General features: G+C 36.4%; 16 protein-coding genes. 10 read left to right on the forward strand and 6 right to left on the reverse strand.

The window, feature by feature from the left end:
• Window positions 1–188 precede the first annotated feature (188 nt).
• The 3 genes from J2S74_RS10585 to J2S74_RS10595 all read left to right on the forward strand — a co-directional run bounded on the left by J2S74_RS10585 (window position 189) and on the right by J2S74_RS10595 (window position 3,531).
• A complete protein-coding gene (locus J2S74_RS10585; RefSeq protein ID WP_307325222.1) occupies window positions 189–662 on the forward strand; it encodes a YusW family protein in 474 nt (157 codons plus the stop codon).
• Window positions 663–980: 318 nt separating this feature from the next.
• A complete protein-coding gene (locus tag J2S74_RS10590) occupies window positions 981–2,093 on the forward strand; it encodes a hypothetical protein (RefSeq protein ID WP_307325225.1) in 1,113 nt (370 codons plus the stop codon).
• 487 nt (window positions 2,094–2,580) lie between these two features.
• The gene (locus J2S74_RS10595; protein ID WP_307325228.1) at window positions 2,581–3,531 is read left to right on the forward strand and encodes a family 43 glycosylhydrolase; all 951 of its coding nucleotides are present in this window, start codon (window positions 2,581–2,583) and stop codon (window positions 3,529–3,531) included.
• 197 nt (window positions 3,532–3,728) lie between these two features.
• Here the strand turns inward: J2S74_RS10595 and J2S74_RS10600 are convergent, their stop codons facing one another.
• A complete protein-coding gene (locus J2S74_RS10600; protein ID WP_307325231.1) occupies window positions 3,729–3,845 on the reverse strand; it encodes a DUF6254 family protein in 117 nt (38 codons plus the stop codon).
• A gap of 139 nt (window positions 3,846–3,984) precedes the next feature.
• Between J2S74_RS10600 and J2S74_RS10605 the strand changes: the two genes are divergently transcribed.
• Both J2S74_RS10605 and J2S74_RS10610 read left to right on the forward strand, forming a co-directional pair.
• On the forward strand, window positions 3,985–4,167 hold the full coding sequence (locus tag J2S74_RS10605; protein ID WP_307325234.1) for a hypothetical protein: 183 nt from the start codon (window positions 3,985–3,987) through the stop codon (window positions 4,165–4,167).
• 161 nt (window positions 4,168–4,328) lie between these two features.
• A complete protein-coding gene (locus tag J2S74_RS10610) occupies window positions 4,329–4,490 on the forward strand; it encodes a hypothetical protein (protein ID WP_307325238.1) in 162 nt (53 codons plus the stop codon).
• A 79-nt stretch (window positions 4,491–4,569) separates the two neighbouring features.
• Here the strand turns inward: J2S74_RS10610 and J2S74_RS10615 are convergent, their stop codons facing one another.
• Window positions 4,570–4,722, reverse strand: a complete 153-nt coding sequence (locus J2S74_RS10615) for a hypothetical protein (RefSeq protein ID WP_307325241.1) — start codon at window positions 4,720–4,722, stop codon at window positions 4,570–4,572.
• 209 nt (window positions 4,723–4,931) lie between these two features.
• Here J2S74_RS10615 and J2S74_RS10620 point away from each other — a divergent pair, with 209 nt between their 5' ends.
• On the forward strand, window positions 4,932–6,122 hold the full coding sequence (locus J2S74_RS10620) for an ATP-binding protein (RefSeq protein WP_307325244.1): 1,191 nt from the start codon (window positions 4,932–4,934) through the stop codon (window positions 6,120–6,122).
• A gap of 31 nt (window positions 6,123–6,153) precedes the next feature.
• On the opposite strand, the gene J2S74_RS10625 is transcribed toward J2S74_RS10620, so the two are convergent.
• Entirely contained in the window at window positions 6,154–6,534 is a 381-nt protein-coding gene (locus J2S74_RS10625) for a hypothetical protein (RefSeq protein ID WP_307325246.1), read from the reverse strand.
• A 233-nt stretch (window positions 6,535–6,767) separates the two neighbouring features.
• Window positions 6,768–8,759, reverse strand: coding sequence for a S9 family peptidase (locus tag J2S74_RS10630; protein WP_307325249.1), 1,992 nt, complete (start codon window positions 8,757–8,759; stop codon window positions 6,768–6,770).
• Window positions 8,760–9,023: 264 nt separating this feature from the next.
• Here J2S74_RS10630 and J2S74_RS10635 point away from each other — a divergent pair, with 264 nt between their 5' ends.
• A complete protein-coding gene (locus J2S74_RS10635) occupies window positions 9,024–11,081 on the forward strand; it encodes a transglycosylase domain-containing protein (RefSeq protein ID WP_307325252.1) in 2,058 nt (685 codons plus the stop codon).
• Window positions 11,082–11,247: 166 nt separating this feature from the next.
• On the opposite strand, the gene J2S74_RS10640 is transcribed toward J2S74_RS10635, so the two are convergent.
• Complete coding sequence (locus J2S74_RS10640; RefSeq protein WP_307325255.1) at window positions 11,248–11,601, reverse strand: hypothetical protein; 354 nt, start codon at window positions 11,599–11,601, stop codon at window positions 11,248–11,250.
• A gap of 257 nt (window positions 11,602–11,858) precedes the next feature.
• Between J2S74_RS10640 and J2S74_RS10645 the strand changes: the two genes are divergently transcribed.
• The 3 genes from J2S74_RS10645 (at window position 11,859) to bglB (ending at window position 14,582) form a co-directional block, all read left to right on the forward strand.
• On the forward strand, window positions 11,859–12,044 hold the full coding sequence (locus J2S74_RS10645; RefSeq protein ID WP_307325258.1) for a hypothetical protein: 186 nt from the start codon (window positions 11,859–11,861) through the stop codon (window positions 12,042–12,044).
• Window positions 12,045–12,117: 73 nt separating this feature from the next.
• Window positions 12,118–13,137 carry a phosphotransferase gene (locus tag J2S74_RS10650; protein WP_307325261.1) on the forward strand — a complete coding sequence of 340 codons (1,020 nt, stop codon included), beginning with the start codon at window positions 12,118–12,120 and terminating at the stop codon, window positions 13,135–13,137.
• A 350-nt stretch (window positions 13,138–13,487) separates the two neighbouring features.
• Entirely contained in the window at window positions 13,488–14,582 is a 1,095-nt protein-coding gene (gene bglB, locus J2S74_RS10655) for a beta-galactosidase BglB (RefSeq protein WP_307325263.1), read from the forward strand.
• Between the two features lie 125 nt (window positions 14,583–14,707).
• Here bglB and J2S74_RS10660 read toward each other — a convergent pair whose 3' ends face one another.
• On the reverse strand, window positions 14,708–15,943 hold the full coding sequence (locus J2S74_RS10660) for an endo-1,4-beta-xylanase (protein ID WP_307325265.1): 1,236 nt from the start codon (window positions 15,941–15,943) through the stop codon (window positions 14,708–14,710).
• Window positions 15,944–16,082 lie beyond the last annotated feature (139 nt).

Raw genomic sequence — 16,082 nt, forward strand, 5'->3', positions numbered from 1 at the left:
GTTTGCAAGCTTTCAAATAAAACGTATAGGAAAACAGTAGGGAGTAGGAGGGGGGTATTATAATAAGCAAACAATAGTCTTAGTACTTTATTATGTGATTTATTAGTATAAAAAAAGCTTATATGGTTACCTTAATATTGTTAAATTACAGTCTGTCTTATAAACAGACATACATAGGAGGATGAGAAATGTTCAAAAAGAAATTTGGATTAGTTGTATGTTTATTAATAGTGAGTATGTTTTTCATTGGCGGTATTCAAGGGTTCGCTCAAAATCTTGACACGGAAAACCCAGGAGATTTAGCAGAGGAACCAGTGGAAGGTAACAAAGAAAAAATGAAACAATCAATAAATGTGGCTAAATTTGAACTGGAGATTTTACTAACTAGTAAAAGGGAGTTAGAATGGGAATACGCTCGAAAAAAGAAGAAAGTAACTGCTGAAATAGAGCGGGGAGATGAGGAAATTGAGGGTCCTGAAGCTATAAAGGAAATGGAAAGGATCCTTTCCAAGTTAGAAATTACGGATGAAATGAACGATGATGAAATCGTAGCTCATGTATTAGAACTTGTGGAAGTAAGTCCCAAAGATGTTAAGAAGTTAGAACTTGAAGTGAAATGCTTGAATGGAAAGAAGATTAAAATAAAACAAAAAGCAAAATAAATATGGCGTCTTAAAAGGTATTTATCACCTTTTGAGACGCCATTGTTAATGGTCTCCTTAGAGGTAATTACAGAGCCTTTATATCTTGATATAAAACGTTTTTTAATGAATAATTGCTGATTTTGTTGAATAAAATTGATTACCCATACCTGTGAAAAAGGTCAATTTTCAATACTGGAGAAAAGCCCGCCCTGTAAACAACGAAAGTACAGGAGCGGTCTTTGTTGACGCTTTTTGGCGATTGAAATAATGGAGCCTCACAATGAGTGTTTATTGATGAATCTATTAGATCACGAGAGGAAACACAGGAGGAATGTAATGGATTCCGAAACAAGACATCGGCTGAATGTGCTTTCCAAAGAGTTAAATGAGTTACTTAATGCTCTTTATGAATCATCGAAAACAAATGAAAGAGTAACTCCAAGGTTAATATTACGTAACACCTGTATTTTACTTTGGAGAAAACTCCGTTCCGTCAAGGGGATTATTACAGTTTTTGGAGTTTCTGTTGCCGGGATAATGGCTTATATCGCTGAAGTTTTTCACCACCTGATTCAACTACCTATGGGTTCCTTATTTGTTTTGTGCAGCATCTACATGATATTAGCAAGTTCTCTTATTCGAATCTTGGTATTGAATGAAATGAGTAACGTTGATAGTGATTTGTTTCATCTTGGCGTGTATGAAAAAAGGAAGAAGAAAGAGTTTTTCTCCCTAATTTCTATGGCAAAACAAAAAGATTATATCCTCATATTAAAAGAGCAAGTGGAGAAGGAATTAAGTGGAGATAGAGAAAAACTGGGTAAGGAACTGGCGAAATATAAATCAATGTTAGAACAGAAAAATCAAATATTAGAAGAAAAAAATAATGCCATTGAAAAGAAGAATGTTGCCATACACACATTGCTGGAAGAATTGGACCAGTCAGAGGAATATGCTATCTTTTTTAAGGAAAAGTCCGAATACCTGATTGATGTTCTGTTCCAGTTAAAGTCCAAATTGAATCAACTTCTAAATGATCAATTTCATTTGGAAAATATTAATGTCGGGGCAAACTATACACTATACAGAAAAATAGATAAAGGCCTGTTTTTTATTGGCGGTTACGGAGTGAATAAGGCAGAGTTCGATGAATTTATACCATTTAACGCGGGAAAGAATAAGTATATACAATCCATAAATAGAACCCAAACCAATCCTTTCATGATAGATGACTTTATTTCGTGGAAAAGAACGCTTCAGGATGGATCAGAATGGATCCTCTCTTTACACTTAGATGCTTCTAACCGTGAAAAGTTGAGTAATCATACGGAAATGGGTAAATTAAATTTGACCATCACACAAGAGGTGCTCTGGATTTGCTGTGAGCTATTAAATAAATTTGTCGAAAAAAATGGAAATAATATAAGAAGACAGAGAAGGAGAAAATAGGACAACTCCAAAGGAATCTCCTATTTTTCCAATGCTTTATTCGCTTGTTCTCTAGCCTTATCATTTCTATCTTTCATGTCCTGAATCATCTTATCTGCTAATCGTGTACCTTCCGATTTACTCATTTATATTCCCCCTTATAAATTTTCTTGTCCATATCGTTTCCATATCCCTATATTATTATTCAATCCTAGCTTTTTTGTTATCCTACTGGTTATTTTGAGAAGGTTTGTTGTTAACGTTTTACTTTTTTTAGAGGAATGTAAGGTACACACCCTTACAAAATGGATAATGTAATTAATTTATAAATATATTAATTATTAATTATTATATTTAGCAATTTCATTCTATCTCTTTTTTGTATAATAGATCGAATAATCGAGATAATTACATATATATAGATTTCGTAATTACTTAATGGTATTGTTAAATATAAATAAGTTTACAAATGACTTAGCTATTAATTAATGGAAAGGAGAAGATGTTTATGTTTAACTCAGAAAGTTTTAAAGGTGTTAATTTTTATGAAATGAACTGGGACCTTAAAGGACAATTATGGGCCCATGACCCAGTGATTAGTAAAGAAGGAGACCGTTGGTATGTGTTTCATACAGGTAAAGGTATTGGGGTAAAGTCTTCAGAGGACGGGGTAAATTGGAAGCAAGAAAAGTCCATTTTTTCCTCTTTACCGGAATGGGCCAAGGAATATGTACCGGAAAAAGATGAGGAAAGCATCTGGGCACCGGATATAGCTTTACATAATGGCGTTTATTATTTATATTATTCCGTTTCTACCTTCGGGAAGAATACATCTGCAATTGGATTAGTGACAAATACAACCCTTGATCCAAATCATCCTGACTATAAATGGGAGGATAAGGGTTATGTAATACACTCCACAGCGGAGGATAACTACAATGCTATAGATGCCAATTTAATAGTTGACCAGGAAGGTCGTCCGTGGTTAAATTTCGGCTCCTTTTGGGGAGGACTTCAGCTTATTGAGTTGGATCCAGTAACTATGAAGCCTGCAGACGGTGCTGAACTTAAAACGATTTCAAGCAGATGCTTAGAACCAAATACGATCGAAGCTCCATTCATCGTACACCGAGATGGATATTATTACCAATTTGTATCCTTTGATTTTTGCTGTCGTGGAGTAGATAGTACATACAACATTGTAGTCGGCAGATCTAAGGATATTACCGGACCATATTTTGATAAAAATGGTGTTTCTATGATGGAGGGTGGGGGAACCTTAATTGACAAAGGGGATGACCGCTGGATTGGTCCTGGTCACTGTGCCGTGTTCTTTTCTGGTGACGCAGAGTCAAGTATTCTCGTCAATCATGCCTATGACGCCGAAAATGAAGGTAAACCAACTCTTCAAATAAGACCATTATATTGGGATGAGAACGGATGGCCCCATCTAGGCTAATGTGAATGAATAAATTTTTTCGATATAACTCAAATGTGTAGTTGAAATTTTAATAACTTTGGGGGCATCATCTTTATCTTTAAAAGCAGAGAATACTTCATTAATAGTAAAATGGTTACATCAAAAGGACCTCTGATGTAACCATTTTTTTAAATGTTAATAAATGTTTAGACGTCTTTAGGCCATTTTCGGTGGCTCTATTCTTTTTTCGCCTCTTCTACTAGACGTTTAAATGATTTTACTTTTCCATGAGGGTTTTGAGCCTCTTTACGAGCCCGAAATTGACGTTCTTCCTGTGATTTAGACTGAGTCATAGTATCCCACCTTTATATAGAGTTTTAAAATGCCTATTTTCTATTTTTCCGACAGGAGGTTGAAATATTCAACCTCAGAAAATTTATAACGTATAAAATAGGTTTAAATTCTAATAATACATATAGAGGAGTGATACATATGGCCAAACGTAGCGGTAAAACAGATGCCGATCAAAAGAATAAACAAGGATTCGACTCGAGTAAAACCGATTCAGAATTCTCCAAAGAAATGGGCAGCGCAGCTGCTAATCGTGCACACAAGGAAAAAGCAAAAAAAGAAAAAGCATCCAAAAATCAAGGACAATGGAAAGGGATGCATTAATATATTTTTTCATAATAATTAGTAAAAGACTCACTTAAACAGAAAGTCTTCCAGCTATATTGGCAGGAGGCTTTTTTATTTAGGATGATTTTCTTAGTCGTGAATAAACCCTTCTATTTAAGAAAAAACTGTTGTTGAATAAAGTGAAAGGGGGGACCGTTTTGGCAAGAGGAAAAAGCTTTAACCATAAGAGAAAAAGTCATCCTGGAGACTTTCCAAAAGGAAGTGAAAGGGTAGAATCGAAAAAAGAAGAAAGGTCAGAAATTGAGGAATACTTAGGCACTCATGAAGCGTTTAAAAACCGCGTTGCGGATGATGAGTAATAACTGCAGTCATCAATATAAACCCAATATGAATAGAGGCTACTGAAAAAGGGAATAACAACCTTTTTCAGTAGCCTTATTAAGCCCTTCTCCCTTTTTTAACGCCTGTAGGGGAAATGGCTTTTTCCATTTCTTCCTTTGCCATCACATTGTCCGTATTCACTCCGTCGTTATGTAAATTTCCTCTTTGACTGCCGTTATTTGTATTTACCCTTTTTTTATTGTTAGTCATTTACGATCACTCCTTGATATTTAGTTTCTATACTATATTGGCAAATAATATATGCATTTATGTACGTTATTTTTAAATCAATAAAATAAAAATTAAGCACTTTTAGATTGTCTTAAGTCTCCAACTATGTCTATAATAGTTTCGGTACGAATAAATACAATTAGTCGAGGTAATATATGAAGGAACTGAATACTAAAATTAACAAAAAAATGTATTATAGAACGATTTATATTGTCATTATAATCATGTTATTAGGGTTGTTTGTTGAGAACCCACGTATGAGTGATCTTGGTATCGGTTATATTTGGCATGTTGTTCTTGTCGCTATGTTTATACCTCTACTGCTCCTTTATCCAAGGTTTGAAACACAAAAGATGAGAATCATGATTATTGCAGCAGTGTTCGTGTATTTCTACTCACTCTTTTTGTTATATGGAACTTGGTCTATTTTTTTATTGATATGTTTAATTCCCGCAATATCCATTTTATTCTTTGATTCAAAACTGTTTTATTTTTCTTTAATTGTCAATGGAATACTGGTAACGGTTATTTTTTTCTATATAGATATAACAGCAGCTGACCAAGTAATTTACCCCTTTAGTCAATTTGATCTAATAGGGAGTTTAATCAACTTTATGGCTACCCAAGTCGCTATTTATCTTATTTTTTATTTAACATACGAGCGGATGAAAAAAATCCAGGTCTATTATGAAGAAATAAGGCAGTCAGAGCAGTTAAGGGCAACAGGTCAATTAGCTGCTGCTGTTGCCCACGAAATTAGAAATCCATTAACAGTAGTAAAAGGCTTTTTACAGTATTATGAACAGGACAATTCCTACAGTGAAAAAACGAAACAACATTTTCATTTAATGATCGATGAATTAAATTCAGCCGAAAAAGTTATTTCCCAATACTTGTCCCTTGCGAAACCAAATGAAACAGATGAGTTAGAAACGGTTAATATTAAGTCTGTTCTGCAAAGTGTTACACATTTGCTTCAATCTTATGGTATTTTACGCAATAACCATATAGACCTACATATGGAAGAGGATTGTTTTATTGCCGCTAATAAACTTGAGTTTAAACAACTGCTGATTAATATTATAAAAAATGCCATTGAGGTTTCCAAGGATGGGGATTCTGTTATTGTTCAGGCACGGAAAAAAGAGAACAATATTGAGATTAAAGTAAAGGACTACGGAATAGGAATGTCAGAAGCAGAAATAAAGTCTCTAGGAACACCCTTTTATTCATTAAAAAGTAAGGGAACAGGCTTAGGGTTAATGATTTGCTTTAATATTGTTGAAAAATATAATGGGTTCATAAACTTTGAAAGCACCAAAGGAAAAGGAACAACCGTAACCTTACAATTTCCAGTAATGGAAGGCAGTATTGCGTAATTACTGCTTGGTTTCACGGAGAGAGGAGGAGTTATTTATTCCAGTGATGGTATAGTTCTTCCCAGCTTATCTTTCTTTCATGATGGGGAATTCCCTTTCTGGCGAACGTTATGTGAATGTTTTGCGTACTAATAAGTTCACCAGCGATGATTTTTTTGATTGTTGGAAAAATAATACTGACATAATCGTCCAGGTGTCTGCAGCTTGGCCTTTCATCCATGGATACTTTTAATCTCGCTACAACCCTTACCGTTAAGCCTGTTCTACTCATAAATGGAGTTCCAATGCTGATTATTTCTTCTGTTATTATTGGATCACGAAGTCCGTGTAAATAATTTCTAATTCTAGTTTCATAGTCATTTTCATCTTCTAAATCATAATAAAAATGAACAATTGTATCTGCTTCTACCATAATAGCCTCTCCATTTTATGCATTGTTATAGTTACTCTTATCTTAGCATAGTTCCGTTTTCCTAAATAGATATGTGGTTCAATGAAAAAAGTTTTTTTCTCTATGCTCTCTTAAAACTATTAACCTAAAAAAGGCCAGCCCAAATTGTAGTATGACATATGGGACTGGCCTTATTAGTTTGGTAACAGGACCTTAGTACAGTAAAGCTTTACTGTACCGGAGGTCAGGCCCTTTTATAATCTATCATCAAACCAACCAATTAAATGCTGTAATCGCTCTAAGCGGTGCTTCGGCTTACCTGAACGTGATAGGTCATGGTTTTCATCTGGGAAGCGAACGAGCTTCGTTTCCACACCTAATCGCTTAAGGGCAACATACCATTGCTCTGCTTGCTCCATTGGACAACGTAAGTCCTGTTCACTATGCAGGATTAGTGTCGGAGTTTTTACATCACGAGCATAAGTCAGTGGAGATACTTTTAATAATTTCTCCACATCATCCCATAAGTCCGCATGTCCATGCTGCCATTCTGTGAAGAAGAAGCCAATGTCACTTGTTCCATAGAAGCTGTGCCAGTTACAAATACTACGTTGCGTAACAGCTGCTTTGAAACGGTCCGTACGTGTAACGATAACGTTGGTCATAAATCCACCGTAACTACCGCCAGTAACAAATAATTGTTCGTTGTCGATGTAGTTAAAGTTTGCTAAGGCATAATCAACACCAGCCATGATATCCTCATAATCCATTCCGCCATAATCACCGATAACAGCATTTACAAAGTCATGACCATATCCGTGGCTTCCACGTGGGTTTGTGTAAAGAACAACATAGCCTTTAGAAGCCATTAATTGCATTTCATGGTGTAAACCATTTCCATAAGCTGTCGCAGGTCCACCGTGAATTTGCAGGATCATTGGATATTTTTTACCTTCCTCATAACCGTAAGGCTTCATGATCCATCCTTCAATGTCCCACCCATCGGTGCTCTTGTAGTGGAAGTTTTCTGGAGTGCTTAAATGTACTTCTTTGTATAACTCGGCATTCCAGTCTGTTAATTTCTCTACATGTTTCACATTTGTTAAGTCTTGTGTTACTAAGTCTCCTGTGGAGTGAGGAGTACCTAGAACAAGGACTGCTTGATCGTCATTAACGATGTCATAAGAAGTAACGTTTGCAACAGATGGTGAAAGGGCATCAGAAACTTGTCCTTCTAGATTAACCTTAAATAACTGGCAATCACCACTAACGGTTGCTATAAAGTAAATGTGTGTGTTCGCAGCGTCCCAGATTAAGCGAAGCTCTGCCGAGTCATACTTAGCATCCACACCTACAAGATTGTTAGCGGTATAATCGAATTTATTCGTTAAATTCTTTAATTCGCCTGTTTCAACAGAAAATAACAGTACATTGGCATTCCCTTGGCTTCTTTCTCCACGATCATGACCAGCAACAGCTAGCCATTTTCCGTCCGATGAGAAAGAAGGTGCCATCAGATAGCCATTTCCTTGATAAAACAAGGTCTCTTCTTTGGAAGCAATCTCGTATTTCCAGATAGCAGGGAGGTATCCCCATTCTTTATCTTCTGCCTTTGTTCCGATATAGAATAGGTTTTTCCCATCTGGGGTGAAACGAGGCTGACCGAAGTTATGATCTCCTTCCGTCACCTTTGTATATTCCTTTGTATCTAAATCAAATAAGTATACATGGGTACGGTCATCGTTATAAATACCAACGCCGTCACCTTTATAACGAAGTCTTGTAATGACCTTAACATCACTTTCTTCTTTTTTCTCGTCTTCTTTATCCGTGCTAAGCTTTAATTCCCCTCTAATGGTTACCGCAAGCTGTTTTCCGTCTGGAGACCAAACGAAATCACCAATTCCTTGCTTTACATCAGTTAGTTGAACTGCTTCCCCACCATCTGTAGGTAAGAGCCATACTTGATTTTTTCCAGTACGGTTGGAACGGAAGGCTAGGTTTTTTCCATCTGGTGACCACTTTGGAGCAGTATCCTTTACTAGCGAGTCCTTGGAATAATGAGAGGTAAACTGTCTGCCATTTCCTTTTAAATCCGTTATATAGATATAAGAATAGTAGCCATCTTTTTCTTTATCTACATGTGTTAGGACATAGGCAACCTTGTCTTTAGTCGGGGATACGACAGGATCTCCCACAAATTTAAATTTAACTAAATCTTCTGCTGTAATAGGACGTTTTGTCATGTTCCATTCCTCCATATTTATCAATCTATAAATCTATATTAACATTTCGCCAATCGAAATAAAATAAATATTATGGATATTTCAGTATTTATAAATAAAACTATTCTAAGGTTATTTGTAGATTTCCGCTCCAGTCCTTGTTCTTATTTTTTCAAATTACAGATACAAAAAAATGAAGTAGGCGGCGAATATTTTAATGTTTAAGTTATAAGGAGAGGTTTTGTAACTATGAAGGTAACGTTATATTTGGGGAGTTTCTTAAAATTGTTACAGAGAATAAGGGTTTATATTTTTGTATTAATCCTAATTCTTTCTATGGTGTTTATATATTTTGTTGTTGATGCTTATAGGATTGATCTAAGTAAATTGGAGGATCCTGTGGGGACACCTACGGTAATTTATGACCGTTACGGTGACCCGGTTTCGGAATTGTCTTCGGTCCGATTTAGGCATGTTTCGTTATCAAAAATTCCCGAAGAAATCATCCACAGTATTATTGCAGTGGAGGATCAACGTTTTTTTTCCCATAAGGGTATTGATTTTCGTGGTATTGCTCGGTCGACTTGGAGGAATTTGCAGGCAGGCAGAGTTGTACAGGGTGGTAGTACGATTACGCAGCAGTTAGCGAAAAATTTATTTCTTACTTCGGATAGAACGTATGGGAGAAAGTTTCGAGAAGTAATTACTGCTTTTCGGATTGAAAGGGAGTATAGTAAGGAGAAGATTTTGGAATTGTATTTGAATCATATTTATTTTGGTGAGGGAATTTGGGGGATTCAGAATGCATCTCAAATGTATTTTGGGAAGGATGTACAGGATATTACATTGGAGGAAGGGGCTCTTTTGGCGGCGTTACCAAAAGCTCCCACGCACTATTCACCTTTTCAAAATGAAGAGAGGGGGAAACAGCGTCGGGATCTTGTATTGTATTTGCTTTTGGAACAGGGGTATATCGAGGAGAATGTTTATACCGAAGCGATAAGTTCGGAGATTGTCCTACGGGATTGGGAAATTGAGGAGGATAGTTTACGTGGAAGGTACCCAAGTTATGTTGATTTTGTTATTGACGAGGCGATTAAGATTCATGGTCTGACGGAGGAACGAATATGGGCTGGGGACCTGCATATTTATACGGAAATGGATTTGACGGTGCAGAATGCTATTCAGTCTGCTTTTTCTAATGGAGAATTGTTTCCTGTGGGAGCAGGTGAAGAGATTGTTCAAGGTGGGACTGTTGTTTTAGACCCTTATACTGGTGGGGTACGAGGAATTATGGGTAATCGTAGTGAACATGTGTATCGTGGATTTAACCGTGCTGTACAGCTAAAACGTCAACCAGGGTCCGCCATTAAACCTTTATCCGTATTTGCCCCAGCATTAGAAAGGGGATACAGTGCAAGTTCTACGTTAGTGGACGAGAGAATGGACTTTGGCGGGTATTCTCCAAGGAATTATGATAACCAGTACCGGGGGAGGGTTTCCCTTTATGATGCACTGATTTACTCCATTAATGTTCCTGCCGTTTGGTTATTAAATGAGATTGGTGTGACGGCGGGGGTTGATTTCCTTGAGAAGTTGGGAATTCCGTTGCAGGAAAGTGACAGGAATTTAAGCATTGCACTAGGGGGATTAACGGAAGGCACTTCACCTCTTCAATTAGCCCAAGCATACAGTGTGTTTCCTAACCTAGGGACGATGAATGAAGCCCATGCCATTACTAAAATTACGAACGGGCATGGGGAAGTTTTAGCTAAAGGGGAAGTACAGGGAACCCAAGTAATGGACCCAGATAATGCTTATAGGATGACTCAGATTCTGCAGGGCGTAGTGCAGGAAGGAACTGGTAGAAATGCCTTGTTAAATTACGATCGACCTACTGCTGGAAAAACTGGTACGACACAGCTTCCATCGACGTCAGCCTTTGAAGGGGTTACGGGAGTGTCGGATGCTTGGTTTGTAGGATATACGCCGGAATTGGTTACTGCCGTTTGGGTTGGTTATGACAAGGTGACCCCAGAATATGTGATGCAATCCTCAGGGGGGAATCACCCGGCACGGATTTTTCAGGCGATTATGAGTGAGTCATTAGAAGGGGTACCAGTCTCTGATTTCCGGCTACCTAACGGGTGGAAAGAAAATAAAAATGAAGGAAAAGGAAAAGAAAAAGATAAGGAAGGTAAAGATAAAGGCAAAGGAAAGGGCAATAAGGAAGGGAAAGAAAAGGGAAAAAATAAAGCCGAAGAAAAGGGTAAAAAAAATGAAGGAAAAGGAAAAGGGAATGGGAAAGGTAAGGGAAAAGGTAATAGCAAAGGTAATAGGTAATGTCTTGGTGATTGCAGCTCTATGTATGGATCAAAACAGTTAATGTTAAATGAAAGAGGGAATCTCAAAAGGTATGTTTTTAACCTTTTGAGATTCCCTCACTAGTTGAAGCTGATGGGACAGCTTCTCTTACTATTTTCGAGAAAGAAGTTTAATGATGTTTCATTTATCGCTCGCAAGTGACGACGAAAAACTCTCCTGTTCTCAATGTTACTGTTTGTGTTGGGGGGCCGGTTACTCTTCTGTCACAGAATACATCAATCGTCGTTAGTCCACATCGTACTCTAACGAATTGGTCTCTTCTTAGATTAACATCTGGTAACCTTCTAGATGGAGCTCCAAAAATAGGTAGACAAAATACAACTCCAATTTCGCCAGGTCTTAAAACAGCTTCATCTGCTCTAATAGTTCTCGCTCTACCATCTTCGTCAACAATGGTAACTAAATGCCCGGGGGGAGTAAGATTAAAGACATTCGCCAATAAAGCTTGTCTGATTGTATCTCTAATAGTATCGTCCATATAAATTCACCCTCCTTTCTTCTCTTTATGAACATGTTATGCTTTAGCAAAGTTGATGGAAGGGCATGTACCATCATGTTCTTAAAAACCAACAAATATATAGATTGAGAAAACACAGCCATATTTTTAATAGAGAGCTATTTATTTTGTAGAGAACTTGTATGGCCACGGGGACAGGCCTTCGTAATATTGAATGCCATGACTTCCTTAGAGGAAAAAATAGTGGTAATCTATTAAAAAGGAAGGAGGAAATGTCTATGCAACCAGAAATAAAGAGAATAGCGGTCAGGTTTATTCTCATGTATGTCATTTTTGTAGCTATTTTATATATGACTCAAGGTCATTTTATGTGGCTGGACGGCTTGATTTTTGCCACTATTTACATTGTTCTTTATTACTTTTTAAAAAAGTTATTTGGTGCGTTCAAACGAAAAGCGGGATAACAGGTTCCTGACCCCCAACACGGTGATACTATACAGTAGTAGGGGGCAGGGACCTTTTTAAGGGGGATTTGGAATGAGTGTTGACAGAGAGTTTAAATTTCTTATTAAATATTTTTTTGAAGAAAAATTACCAGTGATAGTTTATCGGGGGAAGAGCGGTTATAATAATACAACTCGTTACCTTGAAAGAGAAGATAAAAGATATATTTTACGTATATATGAAACTCATAATGAGGAATCAAAGGTAAAGTTAGAACATGAAATATTATTGAAATTGAATCAACTATCGAATCTCCCTTTTAAAATCCCTGTACCAGTTATAAAAGACGGGAAATCCTTACTGCGTTTGCAGTCAAATAAAATTGGTTGTATTTATCACTATATTGAAGGTGACAATCCGGTTTTTAATAATGAAGAAGTTCTTTTTTCCTATGGACAGAGTGTCGGTTATCTATTGAATGCTCTGAAGACGATTCAGATACAGCAGCCCTTAATTTATCGTCCCTATTATGAAATTGAACATGCGCATCCCAATTGTCCAATAAATAAAGTTGTTGAGTGGTGTAGTAACCCACAAGATCCCTACAAAGAATATAGAAATGAGCTTTCGTGGATAGCTTCACAGCTTATTAATTTTAAAGAGTTTATCCCACGTATCAAGAATCTTCCTCATCAAATCATTCATGGAGATTTAAATGAATCAAATGTGCTAGTAAATACAGATCAAAAGATAAATGCCATTCTTGACTTTGAATTTACTACTCGTGATCTTCGAGTTATGGAAGTAGCCGTATGTATTTCAGAAATTATTTCGGAAGAAGCAAATGAAGATGTTTATTTAAATAAGGTCTATCATTTTTTCTCCGGTTTTGGGACAACCATGAATCTACAGGAATCTGAAATAGAAGCCTTACCAATATTAGTTCAACTTAGAAGGTTAGATGTTTTTCTACACTTTTTGGGAAGATATCTAGACGGAAAAGACGATGCCTCGGTTCTTGAGGAACAAATAGTAAAAGCAGCTAGCTATCAACATTGGCTCAACGGTAGCGGTCGAAAATTATGCCGCTTGTTGGAAAACGTAAATCGATAACATGGACGATAAAATGATTCAAATAATTATTATAGGCGAGTAGACTCATAGAACATTAATAATGGTAAGCTCAATCGATTATGATTGAGCTTTTTTGAGTAAAAAAGACCACAGTAATTAATAGCAATAAACAAATTAGTCATGAGATACTTAGGAAATCTTTTAGAATGCTTTTCTCAATAAAACAAACAGATTCAAAAAAATATTGTCAAAATACAAATGCATTTATGGTATAAAAAATGTATTTTATCTTTATTTATATTGATTTGTTTGTTTTTCTCTTTTACAATTAAAGAAGTTGTTTAAAAGCGTTAACGTTACAAATTCTATAATTGAGAGGGAAGGATAGTATGAGTCATGTGATTAGCAAAAAAGAAGTTATTGAAAACATTCATTTACTAATGGAGAATCTTACACAGATCAAAGATAATACTGGTGAATTTCTATTAAAATTTGATGGTTTAGTAGTAGATGATAAAAGTTGGCATGTTTGGAATTGGCCACAAGGTGTTGGTTTATATGGGATCTATAAATATTGGAGACTAACAGATGATGAAAAAGCTTTAAAGATTGTAAATGATTGGTTTGCTGCTAGATTTGAAGAGGGTGTACCACCTAAGAATGTTAATACGATGGCTCCTTTGTTAACTCTGTCGTATATGTACGAAGATACGAGGGATAAGACACTTATTCCTTACTTAGAAACATGGGCGGAATGGGTTATGTATGATATGCCTCGAACAAAAGAAAATGGGTTGCAACATATGACATATGGGCCTGAAAATAAAAATCAGCTTTGGGATGATACCTTGATGATGACTGTGTTACCTTTAGCCAAAATCGGTATGCTCTTTAACAAGCAAGAGTATATTGAAGAGGCGAAAAAGCAATTTTTAATACATATTAAATATTTAAGTGATCGAAAAACGGGTCTTTGGTTCCACGGCTGGACATTTGAAGAAAACCATAACTATGCAGAAGCATTGTGGGCGAGAGGGAACTGTTGGATTACAATTGCGATACCAGAAATAATTGAGATATTGGAATTAAAAGAAGGAGATTTTTTCCGAGAATTTTTATTGGATACATTAAACAGACAAGTAGAAGCGTTAGCAAAGTACCAGGATGAAAGCGGCCTCTGGCATACACTCCTAGATGATAAAACCTCTTATCTTGAAGCGTCAGCAACTGCAGGATTTGCATACGGTATTTTAAAATCGGTTCATAAACGCTATATTAGCCAAAATTATAAAGAGATTGCTAATAAAGCGATTGCAGGACTTGTAAATGAGATTAATGAGGAAGGGGCAGTACAAAAGGTATCGGTAGGAACAGGGATGGGAGTTAGCTTAGATTTTTACAAGAAAATTAAAATTACTCCAATGCCATATGGACAGTCCTTAGCTGTACTATCCTTAGCAGAATATTTACACGAGTATATGTAAGAATACACAATGCCTCCAACAAAGTAACTATATAAAAGCTAAAAAAACAACCGCCTAAATAGCGGTTGTTTTTTAGGTGAACATTGGACAATAAGAAATATATATAGCTCAGTTCAAATGCATGATTAGAGGATTAGCATCTGTTCTGTTTCAGCATCTTTATCTAATTTGAAGCTTACTTTTTTATCTTCACAAACAAGCTCATAGTCACCGAGGAGTCCTTCGAATGAGAGTGTTCCGTTGTCATCTGTCTTACATGTCACATTTGTATTCCAGTCTTCTTTTATGAGTTTCTTTAATACTTTGTAAGATGGCTTTGGACTATTATCTTTTCTAATAAATCCAGCAGGAGCACCAAGCCATGCACCATCATCACTGAAGGACCAGGTTGTAATAGCTTCTACAAGGGGGTGTTTAAATAGAATCGAATACATTTCTTCTACTTCTTTTGCCTGACGTTCTTCGAATTCTGGTGTAGATGGCCAATCTGCAACCTGGTAATCATTCAGGTCTACAATTTCAGGAGGCATAAGATGTCCAGATGTCAACGTGTTTTCCGTAAAGTGAATTGGTAGACCGAAGTGTGAGAAACGGTCTAATATTTCTTCTAATTTTTCACGTCCCCAATATCCCTGATGCTGATGCGACTGAATGCCGATAGCATCAATAGGAATACCTGCATTTAAACATCCATCAATTAAGATTTCATAGTTAATAGATGTATTAAAGTCATTTAATAAAAGTGTTGCATTAGGATTGCATTCACGTGTTTTTGCAAACATTTCTTTAATGATACCAACGCGGCCAAGAACCTTAGAAATTCGTGTGATACCGTTGTCATACTTATCGAAGATAGGCATGATAACAACTTCATTGATAACATCCCACGTATCTATTAATCCTTTGAAATCTAATACATCTCGTTCGATTCTAGCAAATTGTGCTTTCAGAATTTCTTCATTACTCATATCCAGAAGCCATGGTGCAGTTAATGTGTGCCAACAAAGTGGGTGTCCTTTCACATCTATATTTCTATCTTTTAACCACTGTGCAGTAGCCTTTAATTCTTTTGTCCGGGGTTTTCCTTTCTTAGGCTCGAACATAGCCCAATAGAAAGGGAGTGTTGCTTGGTTAAATACATCTAAAAACAAATCCAGTTTTTGTTCCTGAAATGCAAGTCTGTCCGCTGGCACATTTTTATTTGCTACATCAATTGCATCAAAAATGCCGCAGCCAAACAAGAACTTATGGTTTGTCTGTGTAAGTACTACTTCCTTTCCTACAACTGGGTTTCCCCCTTCATCCACTAGTTTAATTGTCTTACTTGCCATACGGTGTGATAATCCATTTGTATGTCCCATTTTGTTACCTCCATTTTCATTAACATTTCGTACAGCCTTATCGGAAAACGCTTTCACATTTTCTGCTTAAATTTTACCAAACTTTGTTCAATGGGTAAACTAACTATTCTTAAAAAAGGTAAGATTTTTAATGACTGTA

The sequence above is a fragment of the Evansella vedderi genome (genome assembly GCF_030813435.1).
Taxonomy (GTDB): Bacteria; Bacillota; Bacilli; order Bacillales; family Salisediminibacteriaceae; genus Evansella; species Evansella vedderi.